The sequence below is a fragment of the Nitrospira sp. CR1.1 genome (assembly GCA_014055465.1).
Classification (GTDB): domain Bacteria; phylum Nitrospirota; class Nitrospiria; order Nitrospirales; family Nitrospiraceae; genus Nitrospira_A.
The window spans coordinates 72,049-91,695 of record WIAF01000008.1 but is presented as its reverse complement, the minus strand read 5'-3'; the positions used below and the strand labels follow the sequence as shown (position 1 = coordinate 91,695).

Genomic DNA, 19,647 nt, shown 5'->3' with positions numbered 1-19,647 from the left:
CAATCACCGCTCCGGTTTGCAGTCGATCACGAGGTCGGTCTCGTCGGTGTATGCAAGGCGCACGGTGCCGGAGGCCTGTCGGGCCAGCACTGCCAGCAGAGGCAGACTACGGGCCGCCGGGTTGCTGCGCAGACTGGTTGGCATGCCGGCAGGAAACACCGTCACGGTTCGATGGGGCGCGAGCCCGATTGCGCAGCGCATGAGCGCATCGGGAGAGGGGATCGCAGTCAACCGCAGCGCGACGGCAAAACTCTCTCCCACGGGGCGGATGTCATGCAGGGGGACGGGGAAGGGAAGATCCGACGCGACCAGCATCACCGGGCATCGCTCGACAGTGGCATAAGCGGCGGCCTCGAGAAGTCCGGCGGCAAATGACGCATCGTATGCGCAGACACTCGTCGATGACAGTTGTGAACGGGTCGCGATGCTCCAGTAGCCGGCCGGGGCGTTGTAGACGGAGTTGTGAAACGAGGTGGGCGACACTTCCCGCGCGACACCAGCCAGTGCTTCGCAGATTTCCTGCGTGATGGCGCCGTCACCGTCCGACGACGCGAATACGGTTGCCATCGCGTCGCCTCGCAGATGTCCCGCGAGCAAGGCATCCTGCGCTGCCGTGATGGCGAGACGCGCGGATTGGCTGCAGCGTCGACGCTCCGCGGCGGATAACAGATTCGGAATGGCCGGAGTGAGAGGTGTCAGCCGGTAGCCGACATCACCGGCCAGGACCGGTCGGGCAGCGGCCCATCCATCCAGCCCCGGTCCTGCAATCCCGACTCCGATGACCCAGATTTCCATCATGGCCTTTTCCCAAAGATGAGACTGCAGTTGCTGCCGCCGAAACCGAACGAGTTACTGATGGCGGCGCGCAACGGGCGGAATTCGCTTCGGAGCACGAGACCGCTCCGGAGTTGCGGGTCCGCTTGTTCGACGCGGACCATGCCGGGAATAAAATCATGCCGCAGGCAAAGGAGGGTGAGAATGGCCTCAGTGGCGCCGGCGGCCCCGAGTGTATGCCCGGTCCTCTCCTTGGTTGAGCTGCAGGGCGTCCTGCCGCCAAACGTTCCCCAAATGGCGCGATCTTCCGCGAGGTCATTGGCCGGCGTTCCCGTGCCATGAAGATTGATGTAGTCGATGTCGATCGGTTTCAACTCCGCCCGCTCAAGCGCCCGTGCCATGGCTAAGGCGGCGCCCAGGCCTTCCGGGTGGGGCGTGGACATATGGTGGGCGTCGCTGCTCTCGCCGTAGCCGAGGAAACGCAGGCAATCATCGTGGTGGCGTTCGCGTTCCAGCAGGATGAAGCTTGCCGCTTCGCCGATGGAGAGGCCATCCCTGTTCGCGTCGCAGGGGCGGCAGGGCCGATCGGACAGTAAGCCCAAGGAGGCAAAGCCATAGAGCGTCATGAAGCACAAACTGTCCACGCCTCCCACCACGACGGCATCGCAGAGCCCGGCGGCCATCCAGCGCGAGGCGCTAGCGAAGACCTTTGCGCTGGAGGAACAGGCCGTGGAAATCGACGCGACCGGTCCTGTAAGTCGCAGTTGACGCCGCACCACATCACTGACGGAAAACAAGTTCTGCGTGTGGCGATAACGCACCGTCAGCGGCAAGTCCTCGCCCGCGGCCCTGCGCCGACGGTAAGCCAATTCGGTTTCGAGGATGCCGGAGGTCGTCGTGCCGATCAGCACACCGATGCGATCCGGACCATACCGGGAGCGCGCCGAGGCGATCGCCTGTTCAAACCCGTCCTGTCGTAACCCGAGCAGCGCCAATCGATTGTTCCGACAGTCAAAATCGCTGAGTTCGCCGGTAATGGGGTCCGTTTCGAGTCCTCCGACGCGCCCGATCCAGGTCTTGATCTCCGCATCTTCAAAATCATTGGGGCGCAAGCCCTGCCCCTCAGTGCGCAACGCGTTCCACATAGCGGGAAGGCCGAGTCCGAGCGGGTTTGCCGTGGCCATGGCCGTGACGGTCAAAGGCGTCATCATCGGGACACCCGTTGTTGGCCAAAGATCGCGGCGATGACCAGGGAGGCTGCGGCGCCAAGCCCAACGGTGAGCCCGATGGCATGAAGGACGGGTGTGCGTGAAAAAGCCAACGCGCCGAATGCCGAGAGGGTGGCCAGCATGCAGACGGTGAGGGAGAGCCAGGTCCGGTGTTTCTCCTCCTCATCCGAGAACGGCCGGTTGAAGAAGAGCGCGTAATTAAGCCCAACCCCCAACACGAGCAGGAGGGACACCAGATGAAACAGGGAGAGGTGTTCGCCGATCACGGTGAGCAGGGTGACGACAAAGAGGATGGCCAGCAGTGGCGGTACGAGGACGCGGCCTACCATGGCTGCGTCCCGGAGCCCCCACCACAGTAGGAGTGTCATCGCCACCACCCCGAGGGCCGTCAGGCGTAAGGATTCATGCCGATACCCGTTCACCAAACGCCCCGCTTCCGATTTCAGATCGAGGAAGGTCAGCCCGGGCCCCGCGTCCCGGGCGAGACGATCGGCCAGGGCTGAGGCAGAGATCACGTTGCGTAGTGGAACGAACCCGGCCCATCCATCACCATTGCGCACCAGCAGCGACCGGACTTTGAGAAAGAAGGCGGTTTGTTGCAGGTTGACGCTGTCCATCAGCGGACTTGTGCGGGCGGCTTCGACATCGTGCAGAAACGGCTCGAAGAGGCCTGCCTGGAAGGGGAGCCCTTTCACGGCTTCGGCCAATGAAGCAGCCAGTACTTCGGGGGGAGGCAGAGAGGCCTGCCGCCTGTGTTGAGTGTCATCCGAGGGGAGATACAGGCTTGGCATGTCGAAGCCCGCCAACAGTCCATCATCCACCAGTCGCCGCAGAAGCTGCTCGGCGGACTCGCTGCGTTGCAGCACCTCTTCCTTACTCGTCCCATCGATGATCAGCACATACCGAACATCCGGCGCGCCCAGGTCTTTTCGCAGCTGTTCATCGAGGGTCTTGGAGGGGGATGAAATCGGGCTCAAATTGGCGAGGTCGTTATCCCAGATGTCCTCCTGGCGCAGGGTCATGGTAGCGAGGGCGAGAAAGGCCGCGACCCAGACGATCCAGCGGACGCGATTCAGTACTGCCGGAGCGGGCAGCCACTGCACGGGAAGCAGCTGATGCGGAGTAGATCGAATGACGCCCGGTGGAAGGGCTGGAAGAATCCAGCGCGTCACAAATCCGGCAACCAGGATGCCGACGGATGCCAGGACGCCGAGTTGCGACAGGCCGGTGATGCTGGAAAACAACATGCTGACGGCGCCAAATACCGTCGTTAACACGGCCAGCCTCAGCGTCGGCCATACCCTCGACAAGCTGTGCTGCAGGCGTTCCCCTGCGATCCCCTGTGTGAATACGTAGGCGGGGTAATCCACCGCCTCTCCGATCAGGGTGGCGCCGAAGCCCAGCGTGATGCCATGGACGAAACCGAACACCATTTGAACGGCGGCCACTCCGGCGAGCAATCCGGTCAACACGGGAAGGAGACTGAGTACAAGAGGCGTCGCCGACCGGTAGACGGCGAACAGCAGGACGGTGACGACGGAAATTGCAATGAGGGAGAGACGCCAGGAGTCCCGCTGGATCGTGGCCCGTGATTCAACCGCAAATACACCCGGGCCCGTCATGATCAGATGCGCAGTCTCGGGCAGGCCGGATGAGGAGAAGGCGGTCCGGACCGCCTTTACCGCCGCCTCCTGCTGATCGAGTGCAAAACCGGGTGCGTTGGTTTCTGCCACGAGCTGGGCTCTGGTGCCGTCCCGAGAAAACCACACCCCATGGTGCATCGACGGGCCCTCATCTGGTGTGAACACGGATAGAATATGGGCCACTTCCCCGGTCGGGTCGGATGGGATAGCCGTCTTCATCAAGGCGCCAGCCGGGGAGGCGAGCAGCTCAAGTTGTCGCTTCAAGGCTTCTCGCAAAGCGGTCGCGGTGAAATGCTCCGGGGACACCGCCGGACTTAGAAGATAACGATGGCGCATCAGCACTTCCCGGATGACCGTCAAGTCGGCGGGGTCTCCGTTGTTCACCGAGGCGAACAGCGCCGTGTCTCTCAGTTTGCGGGTGATGGTTCGACTGGCCTGCGCCAGCGCTTCCGCATCGGCGCCGGAGAGACCGATCAGGATCAGCCGCGCGGCCACGCCATCCCGGAGTTGCGACACCAGAAGTTCCTGCCGATGATCGGCGGAGCGGGGCAGCAAGGCGGTCAAGTCGGTCGTCATCGTCATGTTGGCAACGATGCCTCCGCTGATAAACAGCAGGAGTATCCAGAGGAGCAAGGCCGGCCTGTTATGCAAGGTCACGAGACTGGTCCATCGATCGCCATCACGGACCGGTCCCCCCCGGTTTCCCGTATGTCGACCGTCGTCACACGATCTCCCTCGCCCCGCAGGGTGATCGAACTCAGGTATTCCGCTGCCTGCGCCTCTAACGGACGCAGCGTGAGTTCCCACTGTCGCCGGGTTCCCTGAAATTTGATGTGGTACAGCCTCCGCAACACGGCGAGGTCTCCTGCCAGACTCGCCCGGATCGCTTCGATGAACGATCGAATCAGTGGATGGCTATCGACGGCGAGCTGCTTCGTGCCCTTGGGGGTTGACAGGGTCAGCCGGTCGCCTTGCACCATGAGATCCTCGGTATAGGGCGACGTGACATGTTTCTCGACGCGATCGGGGCGAACATACGCCAGCGTGCCTTTGAGCACCACTGGTTGGGTCAACATGGCCAGGGATTTGGTTTCGGTGAAATGGTCCTTGCGGGAGGAGACATTCCCCAGGAGTTCCATCAATCCGGTCACGTCAAATGGCGTTCCCTCAACTCCAGGATCTGCGGCGGCCGATAGCGAGAAGAACAGGCTATACAGCAGGACGAGACGGGCGAGTGTGGTCGGCAAGTTCATAAAAATTGAACCAGTTATAAGGCGACAAGCGGCAATAATGTTCGACGCGACTGACGTATCGCTCGATCCAGGGGCGAAGCGTGTCCGATCGGCGCGCGCCATTCAACTGAATGCTGTCCGTCAGTGGCTCAAAATACAGGTTGTATCGACGGCCTCCCTGATACAGGCCGAAAAATAACACGATTGGGACTTGAAGCAGTGCGGCGAGCAGGAATGGCCCTTCCGGGAACATCCTTGTCTTTCCGAGAAACTCGCACGCCATGCCTTTTTCGTCATTGAACAGGCGGTCGCCAAGAATTCCGACGATTTCACCCCGGCTCAAACGTTCCCTGACGGCCAGCATGGTGTCTGCGGTTCCGGGGGGGATAATCCGGTCGCGGATCTCGGGGTGCAGGTTGTGCAGCACCGCGTTCAAATTGGAGGCCGCCGCCTCATGCATGATCACGCTGATCGGGAGTTTATGATCGAAGGTTCCCTGGGCGCGAAGTACTTCGAAACTGCCGAGGTGAGAACCCAGCAGGATGCATCCGCGGTTTTGGTCGAGAACGGCCTGCAGCGCGGAAGCGCCTTCGGTGCGAATATCGAAGTAACGATGGCGACCCGAGAGCAGATACACCCGGTCATGAATCGTCGAGGCAAAGGCGTGGAAATGACGAAACACGTCTTTCCAGGACGGGGGCCGGTTCAGAATGCACCGTAAATAGTCGCGCGAGGTCCGTTGGGCGCCGCCGGAAAAGAGGAGGAAATAGGAACAGATCGGATACAGCAGACCCCGCGCCACCGGTCGTCCCACCCAGAGGGTGATGAACACGAGCAGCCGTATCAGTCGTGGACTTCCGCGTTCCGGCTGATGGCGCCAGGCCGTACTCACGATCCGGCCTGCCCGGTGAGGGTATCCGACCAGTGAACGGTTCCTGACGCGATCGTTTCCTCCTCACGCGCGACGGCAAAGGCGATGTCCTGCTCGCGCAAGCATTGCCAGCGCACGGTGAACGGTTCTTCCGGCCGCAGCGGCCGCAAGAATTTCACTGAGGTCAGCGTGAGGGGACCAGGTCCTCTGCCGGCGTCCTGTTCGAGAATGCGCAGGAGTTCGGTTAGCAAGACCACTCCGGGGACGAGAGGATTGCCGGGAAAATGCCCCGCCAGAGCCGGGTGATCCCCGTGAATCTGTCTCTGTATCTCTGAACCCATGCGTTACTCGTGAATGTGCTGTTGGAGATGCGTCATGTGCCGGGCAAAAGTTTGTAAGTGCTCGTGCGGCAATTTACCGGTGGTGTTCCGCGGCAGCGAATCCACCATGGATAACGGGCGGGGAAGAAAGACCGGATCGATCCGTTTTCGCAGTTCGGCAAGAATCGTCGTGCGGCTCATCCCGGGAGCCACGACAAGGGCGCGCAAGCGGCCGTTGCCTGATTGTCCGGGATCGGGCCGGTAGAACGTGCCATCCACCACTCCCGGTATGCGGTTCAGGGCCGCGTTGAGGGCCGTCAAGGAGGCGCGTTTGCCCGCGACCTTCACCAGGTCACGGTGGGGTCCCAGCAGCAGAAATTCCCGCTGGCCTCGCCGGGTAATGCGATCGGTCAGGTGGAGCCAGGCGCCCACATGTCCGCCCATGACCCAGGTGGCCTCCTGGGAATGCCGCATCCGCAAATCGTGACACAGCGTCCAGGCTTCGCCGGCCGTGGTGCGGCGGGAAGCCAGCATCCCGCCTTCCGTGCACCCGTAAATTTCATGCACCGGCACATGCCAACGTCGCTCGGCATCGAGCGCGATCGACCGGTCCAACGGCATCGTGGCTGAGATGATCCCTTCGAGGCTGGACAGGGTCGTGTGTTCGCTCAGAAATGCTTTGAGATGGAAGGGCGTCGTCATCAGCCAGGCCGGCGACTCCAGTTGTTCCAGGTCCGCCCGAATATCCGCGGGGAGGATGGAATGACCGGCATGCAAACTCCACCCCCATTGAAGCGGGAGCATGATTGTGGTTTCCAGCCCATACATATGTTGCGCAGGGACCGTTCCCACGGCAATCCGCGGCGGCGCCTGCGGGAGGTCGAATTGTCGGCCCAGCGCCTGGGCGCCCATCACCAACGAACCCCAGCTTTTCGCGTGAGCCTGGGGGAAGCCGCTACTGCCGGACGTAAACGCGATGGCGGCGATCTGGTCGGCCGGAATCACCGGAATCTCCGCCTGACCCGAACCCTGCCAGGATTCTAGAGTAAGGGAGAATCGAGGGATGTCGATATGCTCTTCATCCTGGTCGGTGAACACATAAGCGCCCGGATACTGCCGCACCAATTGCTGAAGTGGTTCTGCCGCCCGGTACGTGGGCAGGAGACTGATCTGTCGGGCTAGCAGGGCGGCCGCGAATCCCACTGCAAAATGGTACCGATCCCTGCAGAGATTGATCACGAAGCGTGCGCGGGGAAGCTGCGCGGCCACATGTTGGGCGGACCACAGGAATTCGTGAACTGAATGGGCGCGATCGCGACGCCAGGCGATCGGGCCGGCAAGGGCATGATGAGTGATGAGGGGAAACCCGGCTGCGGCTGGTGAAGCCTGGGTGCGCCGGGCGAGGGGAGCTGGAACCATGTGGCTGTCCAGCGAATGCATCATCATCGAATCCGGTGTTGGCCAACGTGATTCGCCAATGCCCGGAGGGAAGCCAGCGCCGCCTTGTTCTCCGAGCGCAATTCCACGCCATATCGTTTCGACACCAACAGGGCTATCTCCAACATGTCGATGGAGTCCAAGCCCAACCCTTCGCCAAAGAGCGCCGACAAGGGATCAATGTGTTCGGGCAGCACCTCCAGGCGGAGGGCCTCCACAATGAGGGTCGCCAGTTCCTGCTCTAGGGCGTCGTCGACGCGTATCTGTGGCTGCGATGGGATTGCCATATCATTGCGCCTCCTGAACGGTGGCCGGAGTGTGTTCAGTACGAGTGTGCGACCTGGCACATCGAAGCGCCGTGGTTAACACCTCGTCAGGATCATCAAGGAACGGTGTGTCATGCAAGGGGAGGCCCAGGCGCATGGCCTCTTCTACCAGGAGGCTGAGATAGTCGCCCAGATGCCGGGCCGTGTAAGAATTCGTATCGTGAAAGGCCACGACGACGGGAATGGTACGGTTCACGACCGGCAACGTCCCCCGAAGGAACCGCGATTGTAGCCCGGCCAGCTGGGACCGAAAATTCAGTCTCCGTAGCAGATGGATACCCCAATTCACCCCGTCGAATGCTTTGACATCAGATAACAGCATGTGCAGCTGATGTCGCCGATAGCAGTCGACCGTCGCCGCATTAAACAGCCAGTACGGAGGGCGGACCAGCACCGGTGGCGAGCCGGTGATCCGACTCAGGTCCTCCTTGCCGTTACGCAGCGATTGATCCAATTCAGCCGGCGACATGCCGGTGTGCCTGAGGTGCCCCTTCGTCGTTCCGGTGTGCAACCCCAGAAGGTGCCCCTCGGCCTGTTCAATCGCGAGCATGGCGCGGCCGTCGGACGAGCCGCCTCGCTTTGGATGGCGCGTCTGTACAAAAAATATCCCTTTGATATTCTGTTGCACCGGATTCCGCGCCAGATGCCGCAGGACTTGGCCGGTATTGGGATGGGGGCCGTCATCGAAGGTCACCAAAAAGCGCAAAGTCAGGGGACTATCGGAAGGCGGCCGCAATTCGACGCCTCCTTCGCCCGTCGCTGATTGCAACAGTGGTACGGTGTTCACGATGTCAGCCTTCCCGAATTAACGTTTGGCCACCACTTTTCCCGTGCACAAGTAGGTGTTCGTGTAGATCCAGGAGATCGGCCCGGAGGACGCCTGCTGCTGCATGTCCGTCAGGCGAACGTTCACGTTCAGGTTTTTGGCGTCCTCCTTGAGGTTTTCGATACAACCCTGAGGAGAACGGCCGCTTGAAACCACCTTTTCGATTTCATCCGTCTCGTAGTTGGGAATGGTGTAGTGAGGCCCGCATCCTGCCAGTAAGACCGCGATTCCAAGTGCCCACCCTTTGGTCATGTCGCATCTCCCTCGTTGACGGTAAAGTGTAAGGACCTGCCTGTCAGGGCTGACTGTATAAAACTGAAACGTTTCCCTACACTGGGCGCCCCCCTAGTTTAGTCTGTGAAACCCCCGAGTTCGCGAGCTGAAGGCCGACTCTCTCGCTTGCGGACCTTCCGCTCAAACAATACAATGGCCCCGGCCAATAGGGCCCGCACCTGCTTTGCCATCTGTGAGGGAGGAACTATGCCAGCCAAGAAGGGATCATCGGCTCGTCCGTCTGCCGCACCGGACCAAGGGCAGGCGACGGAGGAGTTTGAGAAACTCGGGGTCTTCTATCTCGGTCGGCCCTATGCGCTTGCCACGAAGCAAGCCAAACCGGGGTGGCTCCTGTATGATTCGAAGGATCTGGTCACCCATGCCGTGTGCGTGGGTATGACGGGAAGCGGCAAGACCGGGCTGTGCGTCGGACTCCTGGAAGAAGCGGCGATCGACGGCATTCCGGCTATCGTGATCGATCCCAAGGGCGATCTTGCCAACCTGCTTCTGACGTTCCCGCACTTGCGGGGCGAGGACTTTGCGCCCTGGATCAATGAGGACGACGCTCGCAAGAAAGGGCTCTCGCCCGCTGACTACGCGGCCCAGCAGGCGGCCCTGTGGCAAACAGGCTTGGGGGAGTGGGGGCAGAGCGGCGAGCGGATTCAAAAATTGCGCGATGCGGCGGATTTTGCCATTTACACGCCGGGGAGCAGCGCCGGTCTGCCGGTGTCGATTCTGAAATCCTTTGCCGCTCCCCCACCCGAGATGCTGGATGATGCTGAGCTGTTGCGCGAACGGATCTCCACGACGGTGACCAGCGTGCTGGGTTTGATCGGTGTGCAGGCTGATCCGATTCAGAGCCGTGAGCACATTTTGTTGTCGTCTATTCTCGACAGTGCCTGGCGGGCGGGACGCGACCTGGACCTGGCCGCCCTCATCCATCAGATTCAGACGCCACCGATGACAAAAGTCGGGGTGCTGGATGTGGAATCATTTTTCCCTTCCAAGGAGCGGTTTGCCCTGGCGATGCAATTGAACAACCTGTTGGCCGCGCCCGGTTTTTCGGCGTGGATGGAAGGCGAGGCTCTGGATGTCGGGCAGATGTTGTATGGCGCGTCGGGGAAGCCGCGCATCGCGATTTTTTCCATCGCGCATTTGAACGACGCCGAGCGGATGTTTTTTGTCTCACTCCTCCTCAATCAAATATTGGGCTGGGTTCGCGCCCAGTCCGGCACCACCAGCTTACGCGCCATCCTGTATATGGACGAAATTTTCGGCTACTTTCCTCCGGTCGCGAACCCTCCTTCCAAGGCGCCTCTCTTGACACTGTTAAAGCAGGCGCGCGCGTTTGGCTTGGGGGTCGTGCTGGCCACCCAGAACCCGGTCGATCTCGATTACAAGGGATTGGCCAATACCGGCACCTGGTTCATTGGACGCTTGCAAACGGAGCGCGATAAGGCGCGGGTGATCGAGGGCTTGGAAGGAGCGGCGGCGAGCAGCGGTAAAAAATTTGATCGTCAGCAGATGGAGCAGATTCTCGCCGGGCTCGGGAACCGGGTCTTTCTGTTGAATAACGTGCATGAGGATGCGCCGGAAGTTTTTCAAACCCGCTGGACGCTGTCCTATCTCCGGGGACCGCTGACACGCACGCAGATCAAACAGCTGATGGACCCGGTGAAGCGACAGCTGTCATCGGGAACTTACCGGCAGGACGAGAAGGGCGCGCCCGGGGCTTCGAGATCGACGAATGAGACGTCACGCACGACGACTTCCCGGCCCATGCTGCCTCCGGACGTACCACAATATTTTATTCCGCTCCGGGGAACGCCGCCACGCGGTGCGGCGCTCATCTATCAACCCATGGTTTTGGGCGTTGCGCAGGCGCGGTTCGTCGAGAACAAAGCGGGGGTGGACGCAACGAATGACCTCACCCGCTTAGCGGCGCTCAGCAGCGGCGTCGTCCCGGTGGAGTGGGAGGAGTCCACGGCTGCGGAGGTGCAGGTGGCGGATCTTGAACGCGAACCTGCCGGTGACGCCGAGTTCGGGGCTCTGCCCGGCGCGGCAAGCAAAGGCAAGCACTATGACACCTGGAAGAGCGACCTCTCAGGCTGGGTGTTTCGCACGCAAACGCTCGAGCTCTGGCGAAGCCCCACGACACGGGCGCTCTCGCTGCCCGGCGAGTCCGAACGCGACTTTCGTGTCCGGTTGCAGCAAGCCGGTCGCGAGGAACGTGATCGGCAAAGCGACGCCCTGCGGAAAAAATATGCGCCTAAGATTACGGCGCTTCGGGACCGGGTCCGGCGCGCCGAGCAAACTCGCGAGAAGCAGCAGAACGAATCCCGATCCAGTCAGGTGCAAGCGGTCATGTCTGTCGGCGCGTCGATCCTGGGAGCATTTCTTGGCCGCAAGACGCTCAGCGCAACCAACATCGGCCGTGCGACGACGGCGATTCGCAGCGCGGGCCGTGTGATGAAGGAATCCCAAGAGGTCGGCCATGCGGAGGAAAATGTCGCCACGCTCCAGCAGCAGTTGACGGACCTTGAATCCCAATTCAAGTCGGAGAGCGACGCGCTGATGGCGGCGACCGATCCCCTGACCGAGAAGCTTGAGCGGATTTCCCTCAAGCCCAGCAAATCGAATATCGCCGTCAAACTGGTGGCTCTGGCGTGGGCGCCTCAATGGCGCGCGGCTGATGGGACGTCTGTGCCGGCCTGGCTGTAACCGGAGATCCCGGGTGCGACTCATCTCGTGGGGCCGAACAGGGGTGGGGCAAGCCATTTCATAGGGCCCTGGTCCATCTTGGGGATTTGTGATATGACTCGGCCCGGTTTGTGAACACGACCGGTTCAATTTCTCGCGCGTGGGAGCTCACGCATGGGGACGCATACTCTGCCTGCCGATGAAACCGCGCGCGTAGGCGCGCTGCATCGCTACCGCATTCTCGATTCTCCCCCGGAAACCGACTTTGACGATCTCGTGCACCTGGCCGCGTCACTCTATAAGGCGCCGGTTGCCGCCATTACCTTCATCGACCACAACCGGCAGTGGGTGAAAGCCGCGATCGGCCTGGATGTCAGCCAGACCGACCGCGCGTGCGGGCTGTGCTCGTTTACCATTCAGGGGGTCGAGCCGGTAGTGATCGAGGATGCGCAAGCCGATGCTCGCTTCTCATCCCATGCCTTGGTGCGCGCACATCCGTTTGTCAGGTTTTATTGCGGAGCGCCGATTGTGACCAGCGACGGGTATGCGGTGGGAACGATCGCCGTGATGGATGCTGTCTCGCGGCCGGTGACCGATGTGGACGGCCTGACCATTCGACGATTAGCGCGTCAAACCGCAGCCCTCCTGGAACTCCGGATGCTGAGGTCCGGCCAATCCTCCCTCGAAGCGCCGCCGGTGGAAGAACAGGTGGCGAACGTGGCGGAAGCGGCGTTCGTGATCGACCGCAGCGGGCGGATTCTCCACGCGAATCGAGAGGCGGAAGAACTGTTGGGCGTTCCGGCGTCTGTTCTCACGGGTCGGTCGTTGCATGATTGCGTGCATCGTCATGGCTCGGGCGGGTGCGAGGCTCAGGCGGGATCGTGTGAACTGATGAATGCCTGCCTGAGCGGCGCGACGCTGCTCAGGCAGGACGATGTGTTTATGAACAGCCATGGCTCCTTCCTGCAGGTGCGCTGGAACCATGTCCCGCGCTTCTTCCGTGGAGACCGGATCGGCGGAATCGTGTCGGTGCGGGATCTCACAGTACAGAAACGGAATGAGGAGGTGCTGCGGCTGATGGCGCGCACCACCCGTCTCACGGGGAAAGCCTTCCTTCAGGAGCTTATAGAGACATTGGCTCGCACGGTCGGGGCTGACTACGGATACTGTCTCCGACCGTTGCCCGGGGGGCAGCGCTCGCAGTCCGTGGCCGGATGGGGTCCGGAGGGGCGTCTTGAGCCGCTGGAGTATGACCTCGGAGGGACGCCCTGCGAACATGTGCTCCGTGAAGAATTCTGCCACTTTCCATCCGGCGTGCAGGCCCTGTTTCCCCAGGACGATGCGCTTCGCCACCTATCGATTGAGTCGTACATGGCTCTGACACTGCCCTCGCCGAGCGGGGCGCCAATCGGCTGGATCGCCCTGCTCGGCCGGACACCGCTGAAGGATGCCCAACGGGCGGAAGCGTTGCTGCGGGTGGCCGCCGGCCGTGCCGGCAGTGAACTGGGACGTCACCTTGCGGAGCAACAGCTCAAAGAAAGCGAAGAACGGTATGCCCTGGCGCTTCGAGGGTCCTCCGACGGCATCTGGGATTGGAATGTGATCACCGGCCAGGCCGTGCTGTCCGCTCGCTGGAAGGCATTGCTGGGGTTTGCCGAGGACGAATTGCCGGATCACGAGTCCTCGTTCTTCAATCGGGTGCATCCTGACGATGTGGAGCGGGTGAAGGCCGAAATACAGACACATTTTGAACGCCGTCTACCCTACGACGTGCAATGCCGGGTGTTGCACAAGGATGGAACCTATCGATGGGTTCAGACACGCGCGCAGGCCTTATGGGATGAGCAGGGCCGTGCCTACCGCATGGTCGGAGCAACCACGGATATTACTGAGCGTAAGCAGGCGGAGGACGGGGCGCGACGCTGGCAACAGGTCTTTGACCAGGCGCAGCTCGGTCTTGCCCATGCGGATTTGGCGACCAATACCTTTCTGGCCGTGAATCCTGCGTTCGCGCGCCAATGCGGGTATCGCGCGGAGGAATTGGCCGGCCAACCCATCTGCTGCATCTATCCTCCTCAGGAACATGCCGCCCTGCTGGAGCGAATCCGGCGCATTGATGAAACAGGCGGCCTGACGTTCGAATCCATTCACCGGCGCAAGGATGGAAGCCTCTTTCCCGTGCTGGTCGAGGTCATGCTCATCCGGGATGCCCATGGGGTGCCGGTGTCACGCGTGGTCTATGTGAAGGACATCACGGAAAGCAAGCAAGCGGAACAGGCCCGACGAACCAGCGAAGAACGACTCCGTGCTGCCTACCGCAATGCGGCGGTGGGGATGTCCATCGCCGACGTGAGCGGCCGCATTCAGGAGGTCAACCAGGCCCTCTGCAAGATTCTCGGCTACTCAGAGCCGGAACTCCTGGCCCGCACGTTTCAATCGCTCACGCATCCGGACGATCTGGGACCGAATCTCGATCGGAGCCAGACGTTACTGGCCGGAACACGCGGCTCTGATGTATGTGAGAAGCGATACCTCAGGAAAGATGGGCGTGTCGTCTGGGCGCAGGTGGGTGTGTCTGTCATTTGCGACGAGGCCGGCACGCCCCTGTATACCCTGGCGATGGTACAGGACATCACCGAACGGAAGCGGACGGAAGCGGCGCTCCAGCTGGCCAAGTACACGGTTGACCATGCGACGGAAGCTATTTATTGGGTGGGTGCCGGCGCGGAATTGCTGGATGTGAACGATTCAGCCTGTTCCATGTTGGGCTACTCGAAAGAGGAATTCCTCCGGATGAGGGTCCATGACATCAATCCGTCCTTTCAGGCGGATGCCTGGCCGGCCTTTTGGGAGCAGACCAGGGGGCGGAGCAGAGTTGCATTTGAGAGTTATCATCGCGCCAAAGACGGCCGTCTGATTCCGGTCGACGTGAACGTGAACTTTATCCGCTACGACGGGGTCGAATGCCATTTCGCATTCGTGCGGGATATCACCGAACGGAAATCGGCCGAGCGCGCGCTCCGGTCCAGTGAGGAGCGGTTCCACTTTGCCATTGAGGCGACCAATGACGGCATCTGGGACTGGGATATGCGCACCGATGAGGTGTGCTACAGCCCGCAATGGATTCGATTACTCGGGTATCAGCTCGAAGAGGTCACACCCTCTCCTCGCTTCTTTGCCGCGCTGGTGCATCCCGAGGACGTGGCGCGCGCCACGGACATCTTACAGGCACATGTGGATGGCCGTACTCCGGTGCAGGAAATCGAAGTTCGATTGCGGCGGAAATCCGGCGAGTTTCGATGGTATCTCAATCGCGGGAAAGTCGTCGCCAGAGAGCCGGATGGACGTCCGCTGCGCATGGTCGGGACGATCACCGATATCAGCGCGCGCAAGCAGTCTGAGCGCGAGCGCGACGAGGCGCTCAGTAATCTCCAGACGATCATGGAGACCGTCCCTGACGTGATTTTTGCGTTGGACCTCGAGGCGCGGGTGTCCAAATGGAACCGGCGATTGGAAACGGTGACGGGCTATACGCGGGAGGAATTGCAGGGGAAGCCGGCTCTTGAAATGGTTCCCTCCGATGAAGCGGAGAAAACCGCCGCCGCCATTCAGGAAGCCTACGTGAAGGGCTACGCGCAACTGGAAGGCCATCTGCAGGCGAAGGATGGCCGGACCATGCTTTACCATTGGAGCGGCGCTCCGTATCGGGATGTGCAGGGGCGGGTCATCGGGGTCACGGGTGTGGGGCGAGACATCACCGAGCGCAAGAAGGTCGAGCAGATGCTGGCCTCGGAAACACGCGTGTTGGAGATGATGGGATCGGATGCGCCGTTGTCGGCGGTGCTGGCAGAAATTTGCCTTATGATGGAGGGCCTGTTCAGCGGCGTGCTCTGCTCCGTCCTGTTGCTGGAGGACGATGACGCCCATTTGCGCTATGGCGCCGGTCCCAGTCTCCCCGAGTCCTATGTCCAGGCGTTGGATGGGATGGCCATCGGTCCTGCATGCGGGTCGTGCGGCACGGCCGCATTCACCGGTCAACAGGTGGTGGTGAAGGATATTGCCAGTCATCCGTTCTGGGCGGACTTTCGCGACCTCGCGCTGGCGCACGGTCTTCGGGCCTGTTGGTCGACCCCGATCATCTCGGCGGCCGGCAAACTCCTGGGCACCTTCGCCATCTACAACCAGACCCCCGCCCAGTGGACCGAAGAAGCGCCTATGGTTGCGCGCGCATCGTATCTGGCTTGCCTCGCCATCGAACGGAAGCGGACGGAGCATGCGCTGCGCCTCACCCGGTTTTCCATTCAGCAGGCGGTGGACGCGGTCTTTCTGGTCAATGCCGAGGCGCGTATTCTGGATGTCAACGAGGCGGCATGCGCCATGCTGGGCTATACCCGCGAGGAGCTCTTGTCCAGGACGGTGCATGACATCGATTCGAGTTTTCCCCGTGAGACCTGGCGGACGCATTGGGAGAATGTGAGACTGAGAAAGTCCTTCTCGTTTGAATCCCGGCATCAGAAAAAAGATGGAGCCGTGATTCAGATCGACACGACCATCAATTTTCTGGTTCACGAAGGCCGGGAATATTATTGCGCGTTCATGCGGGATATCACCGATCGGAAGCGGGCAGAGACGCAGTTGCATTTGACGCAATTCGCCATTGAACGGGCGGGTGACATGGTGTTCTGGGTGGACGAGGCGGCGCGCGTGTTGTTCGTGAATGCGGCCGCGTGCGAACGGATGGGCTATACCAAGGACGAATTGCTTCGAATGGCCGTGCCGGATTTCGATCCCAATTATCAGATGGAGGCATGGGCCCGCCACTGGCAGGAGCTTCGGGTGACCGGTCGTCAGCGCGTGGAAACGCAGCACCGGTCCAAATCGGGAGAGATCTATCCCGTAGAGGTCGTGGCCAATTTCGTGGTCTTCGAAGGGCGGGAGTATAACTTCGCCACGGTTCGGGATATGTCGGAGCGAAAGCGCACGGAGCTGCTCCTCCGATTCAGCGAGGAGCGGTTTCGTCTCGTGGCTCAGGCGACTAATGATGTGTTATGGGACTGGGATCTCACGACGAACGACCATTGGTGGAGTCCCAATGCCGGCGAAAAGTTCGGGTACGAACCTCAGCATGAACCAAGTATTGACGCCTGGACGAGGCGGTTACATCCCGAAGACAAGGCCTCCATTCTGGAAATGGTGCAGCAGGCCATCCGGTCGGATGTGCGGACCCTCGCCGCAGAGTACCGCTTTCTGCTGCGCGACGGCACATACGGTCATTTCCTGGACCGGGCCCACATCGTGAGGGACGAGGGGGGAACGGCCATACGAATGATCGGGGCGATGATCGATGTCACGGGTCCCAAGCGCGCCTACGCCTCGCTCGAAGAAGCCTACCGGCGGTTTCAGGCCATGTCGCAGGAATTGCAAATGGTTGAATCCAACGAGCGCCGCCGGCTGTCGCGTGAGTTGCATGACGAATTGGGTCAATTGCTGACGTCGCTCAAATTCGATTTGGCATCCGTCAAGCGCAGCGTGGCCGCGCGTCCGAAAGCATTGGGGCCTCGAAGTCAGGAGCGGTTGGCCCGCGCCCTGGAGACGACAGATCTGCTGTTTGTCAGCCTTCGTCAGATCGTGCGAGCCCTCCGGCCTCCTGTCCTGGAAGAGTTAGGGTTGAAAGCCGGGTTGGAGTCCTTGATCGCGGATGTGCAGGCGCGAACCGGGCTGTGCTGCTCGCTGGTGTTCGAGCAAGGGGATCGCCGACCGTCGCGATTCCCCACGCTGGAAACCGCGTTCTATCGCATCGTTCAGGAATTGCTGACTAATGTGATCCGTCATGCGCGCGCCACGAACGTCGCCATCGCCATGACGAGTGACCAGCAGGCGTGGCGGATGACGGTGAAGGATGACGGCATCGGTTTCGATGTGGCGGGTCTGGCTCCGACCGGAGGATTCGGTTTGCGGGGCATACGGGAGCGGGTCGAGATACTCGGCGGACAGGTTGAAATCTTCTCCAGCCCCGGGACAGGAACCTGCGTGCAGGTGGTGATTCCGGTCAGTTCGCCACCGGAGCCTGCGCGTGGAACAGGCCAAGGAGCGACGGTGTCGCGCCGACCACGGAGGAAAGCGGTTCATGAGTAAATGTCGCTGCCTGATTGCCGATGATCATCCAGTCGTGCGCAGGGGGGTGCGTGACCTGCTGGAGGATGAGCAGGTCTGTTCGGAAATTCTGGAGGCCGAGACCGGGGAGAAGGCACTGGAAGCCTTGCGTCGCGAGCCCTGGGACCTGATGATTCTCGACATTGCCCTGCCCGACAAGCACGGTCTGGATGTGTTGAAGGAGGCCAAGTTGTTGCAGCCCCGGTTGTCCGTGCTGATGTTGAGCCTCTATCCAGAGAAAGAATTCGCCATGCGGGCGATCAGGGCCGGAGCCGCCGGCTATCTCACCAAGCAGAGCGCGCCGTCAGAGTTGCTGGCGGCGGTGAACCGCATCTTGCAAGGCGGCCGATATATTACCGCGGCCCTGGCCGAGCAACTGGCGCACGCCTTTGAGACCGGTACGGAAGGGGATCTTCACGCGCGGCTCTCGGATCGTGAACTGCAAGTCCTTCGGTTGCTGGGACAGGGCAAATCGGTATCGGTGATCGCGGAAGAACTTTGCCTCAGCGTGAAAACCATTAGTACCTACCGTGCGAGGATCCTGGAAAAGCTTTCCTGCGAAAGCACCGGAGAGCTGATCCGATATGCCATCGAAGCGCGCTTGATTGATTAGTCCTGTTCTCTCCCCGTTCGGAGCCTTGAAGTCTTCCCTGACTTCGCGTCAGCCGAATACTGACGTGTAAATCCACCTCCTGCCTATATTCCTACAACCCTAATCTGGCGAAACTGGTAGCGCTGATGAAGCGCCGGTTTTGTCACGATGGGGGATGCATGCAGCTGCCTTGCTATCGCATTGTGTTAGTCGATGATAGTTGGATGGTGCGCCTGGGGATTCGGGAGCAATTCATCAGGGCGGCAGAATTTTGCGTTGTGGGAGAAGCGGTGTCGGCCGCCGAAGGGATTGAGTTGGTGGACCAGGTGCAACCCGACCTGGTGTTGTTGGACAGCCGGTTGCCCGACCGGTCCGGCGTGGAGGCCTGCCGCCTGATGGTCGCCCGCGAGCCTGCGCGGCGAGTGCTCCTCCTCGGTATTCAGGATGACCCGGCCGTCGTCCAGGAGGCGATTGTCGCAGGGGCGCAGGGATACCTGCTCAAGGATGCCCCGGTGGACATGTGGCTGGATGCGATTCGCAGAGTAGCGAGTGGTCATTCGTTTCTCCCGCCCCAGTTGATCGGCAGGGTGCTCAAGGAAGTGCAGGACATGGCGAACGGCTTCTCATCGAGGTCTTTAGCCGCCCTTTCGCCCCAGGAATACCGGTTGTTGCCCCTGGTGGCTGAAGGCAAGACGAACAAGGAAATCGCCTCCGCCCTCGCCCTCTCCGATAAAACCGTGAAAAACTACCTGGCTAATATTTTCTCCAAACTGGGGATCACCAGACGGACGCAGGCGGCGACGCTCTATGCCAGGGCTCTGCCGGGTCGGTCCATCCCGTCAGGCCACTGTGTATGACGGCAAGGAGGGCCGCCTAATGCCGCTGATTTTGATCGCGGATGACAACCAGCAAATTCGCGGGTGGCTGCGGGCTGTCCTGGAGGCGGAAGGACATCGTGTGATCGAAGCCGAGGATGGCCGGGAGGCGATGGCGACCATCGAGCGTGAGGTCCCGGATTTGCTGATCCTGGACATGTATTTGCCGGTGCAGGATGGTCTGGAAACGATCCTGATGCTGCACAATGCGCAGACGCCCGTAAAAATTCTGGCTATTTCGGGTCAGCCGCTACAGGGATGCGATATCCTCAAAATTGCGACAGCGTTCGGCGCGCACGGGGTGTTGGAGAAACCCTTCAGCCGCGAGCTGTTGCTTCAACAAGTGCTTCTCCTGCTCTCACCGGCGCAACAGCCTTCTGCCTGAGGCAACGGATC

Annotated in this window: 14 protein-coding genes and 1 pseudogene; 5 read left to right on the top strand and 10 right to left on the bottom strand. The window is 61.0% G+C overall.

Annotated elements, in window-relative coordinates; all coding sequences use genetic code 11:
- Positions 1–3: 3 nt before the first annotated feature.
- Genes GDA65_14490 through GDA65_14445 form a run of 10 tightly spaced genes read right to left on the bottom strand, consistent with a single transcriptional unit; the run spans position 4 to position 8,910 of the window.
- The gene (locus tag GDA65_14490) at positions 4–798 is read right to left on the bottom strand and encodes a 3-oxoacyl-ACP synthase (GenBank protein ID MBA5863901.1); all 795 of its coding nucleotides are present in this window, start codon (positions 796–798) and stop codon (positions 4–6) included.
- Complete coding sequence (locus GDA65_14485; protein ID MBA5863900.1) at positions 795–1,982, bottom strand: beta-ketoacyl-ACP synthase; 1,188 nt, start codon at positions 1,980–1,982, stop codon at positions 795–797. Before GDA65_14485 ends, GDA65_14490 begins: the two co-directional genes overlap by 4 nt.
- Positions 1,982–4,303, bottom strand: a complete 2,322-nt coding sequence (locus GDA65_14480; protein MBA5863899.1) for an MMPL family transporter — start codon at positions 4,301–4,303, stop codon at positions 1,982–1,984. The genes GDA65_14485 and GDA65_14480 overlap by 1 nt, the downstream gene beginning before the upstream one ends.
- Positions 4,300–5,001, bottom strand: a complete 702-nt coding sequence (locus GDA65_14475) for an outer membrane lipoprotein carrier protein LolA (protein ID MBA5863898.1) — start codon at positions 4,999–5,001, stop codon at positions 4,300–4,302. Before GDA65_14475 ends, GDA65_14480 begins: the two co-directional genes overlap by 4 nt.
- Positions 4,856–5,803 (bottom strand): lipid A biosynthesis acyltransferase, encoded by a 948-nt coding sequence (locus tag GDA65_14470; GenBank protein ID MBA5863897.1) that lies wholly within the window; start codon positions 5,801–5,803, stop codon positions 4,856–4,858. Before GDA65_14470 ends, GDA65_14475 begins: the two co-directional genes overlap by 146 nt.
- Positions 5,767–6,090 (bottom strand): hypothetical protein, encoded by a 324-nt coding sequence (locus tag GDA65_14465; GenBank protein MBA5863896.1) that lies wholly within the window; start codon positions 6,088–6,090, stop codon positions 5,767–5,769. Before GDA65_14465 ends, GDA65_14470 begins: the two co-directional genes overlap by 37 nt.
- A 3-nt stretch (positions 6,091–6,093) precedes the next feature.
- Positions 6,094–7,515 carry an AMP-binding protein gene (locus GDA65_14460; protein MBA5863895.1) on the bottom strand — a complete coding sequence of 474 codons (1,422 nt, stop codon included), beginning with the start codon at positions 7,513–7,515 and terminating at the stop codon, positions 6,094–6,096.
- Positions 7,512–7,793 carry an acyl carrier protein gene (locus GDA65_14455; GenBank protein ID MBA5863894.1) on the bottom strand — a complete coding sequence of 94 codons (282 nt, stop codon included), beginning with the start codon at positions 7,791–7,793 and terminating at the stop codon, positions 7,512–7,514. Before GDA65_14455 ends, GDA65_14460 begins: the two co-directional genes overlap by 4 nt.
- Position 7,794: 1 nt before the next feature.
- Complete coding sequence (locus GDA65_14450) at positions 7,795–8,622, bottom strand: polysaccharide deacetylase family protein (GenBank protein ID MBA5863893.1); 828 nt, start codon at positions 8,620–8,622, stop codon at positions 7,795–7,797.
- Between the two features lie 15 nt (positions 8,623–8,637).
- Positions 8,638–8,910 carry a hypothetical protein gene (locus tag GDA65_14445; GenBank protein ID MBA5863892.1) on the bottom strand — a complete coding sequence of 91 codons (273 nt, stop codon included), beginning with the start codon at positions 8,908–8,910 and terminating at the stop codon, positions 8,638–8,640.
- A gap of 294 nt (positions 8,911–9,204) precedes the next feature.
- Here GDA65_14445 and GDA65_14440 point away from each other — a divergent pair.
- From GDA65_14440 to GDA65_14420, 5 genes and pseudogenes are all read left to right on the top strand, one after another.
- Positions 9,205–11,652 (top strand): annotated as a pseudogene (locus GDA65_14440) (ATP-binding protein).
- 153 nt (positions 11,653–11,805) lie between these two features.
- Entirely contained in the window at positions 11,806–17,766 is a 5,961-nt protein-coding gene (locus tag GDA65_14435) for a PAS domain S-box protein (protein ID MBA5863891.1), read from the top strand.
- Positions 17,759–18,397: a response regulator gene (locus tag GDA65_14430; GenBank protein ID MBA5863890.1), complete on the top strand. Its 639-nt coding sequence runs from the start codon at positions 17,759–17,761 to the stop codon at positions 18,395–18,397. The genes GDA65_14435 and GDA65_14430 overlap by 8 nt, the downstream gene beginning before the upstream one ends.
- Before the next feature lie 125 nt (positions 18,398–18,522).
- Positions 18,523–19,233 (top strand): response regulator, encoded by a 711-nt coding sequence (locus GDA65_14425; protein ID MBA5863889.1) that lies wholly within the window; start codon positions 18,523–18,525, stop codon positions 19,231–19,233.
- On the top strand, positions 19,184–19,636 hold the full coding sequence (locus GDA65_14420) for a response regulator (GenBank protein MBA5863888.1): 453 nt from the start codon (positions 19,184–19,186) through the stop codon (positions 19,634–19,636). The genes GDA65_14425 and GDA65_14420 overlap by 50 nt, the downstream gene beginning before the upstream one ends.
- Positions 19,637–19,647: the final 11 nt, after the last annotated feature.

What these genes read in the sequence shown, in the direction of transcription:
- GDA65_14490 (MBA5863901.1), bottom strand. Translation starts at nt 798, where the DNA reads ATGATGGAAATCTGGGTCATCGGAGTCGGGATTGCAGGACCGGGGCTG.
- GDA65_14485 (MBA5863900.1), bottom strand. Translation starts at nt 1,982, where the DNA reads ATGACGCCTTTGACCGTCACGGCCATGGCCACGGCAAACCCGCTCGGA.
- GDA65_14475 (MBA5863898.1), bottom strand. Translation starts at nt 5,001, where the DNA reads ATGGCGCGCGCCGATCGGACACGCTTCGCCCCTGGATCGAGCGATACG.
- GDA65_14465 (MBA5863896.1), bottom strand. Translation starts at nt 6,090, where the DNA reads ATGGGTTCAGAGATACAGAGACAGATTCACGGGGATCACCCGGCTCTG.
- GDA65_14460 (MBA5863895.1), bottom strand. Translation starts at nt 7,515, where the DNA reads ATGATGATGCATTCGCTGGACAGCCACATGGTTCCAGCTCCCCTCGCC.
- GDA65_14455 (MBA5863894.1), bottom strand. Translation starts at nt 7,793, where the DNA reads ATGGCAATCCCATCGCAGCCACAGATACGCGTCGACGACGCCCTAGAG.
- GDA65_14445 (MBA5863892.1), bottom strand. Translation starts at nt 8,910, where the DNA reads ATGACCAAAGGGTGGGCACTTGGAATCGCGGTCTTACTGGCAGGATGC.
- GDA65_14435 (MBA5863891.1), top strand. Translation starts at nt 11,806, where the DNA reads ATGGGGACGCATACTCTGCCTGCCGATGAAACCGCGCGCGTAGGCGCG.
- GDA65_14430 (MBA5863890.1), top strand. Translation starts at nt 17,759, where the DNA reads ATGAGTAAATGTCGCTGCCTGATTGCCGATGATCATCCAGTCGTGCGC.
- GDA65_14425 (MBA5863889.1), top strand. Translation starts at nt 18,523, where the DNA reads ATGAAGCGCCGGTTTTGTCACGATGGGGGATGCATGCAGCTGCCTTGC.
- GDA65_14420 (MBA5863888.1), top strand. Translation starts at nt 19,184, where the DNA reads ATGCCAGGGCTCTGCCGGGTCGGTCCATCCCGTCAGGCCACTGTGTAT.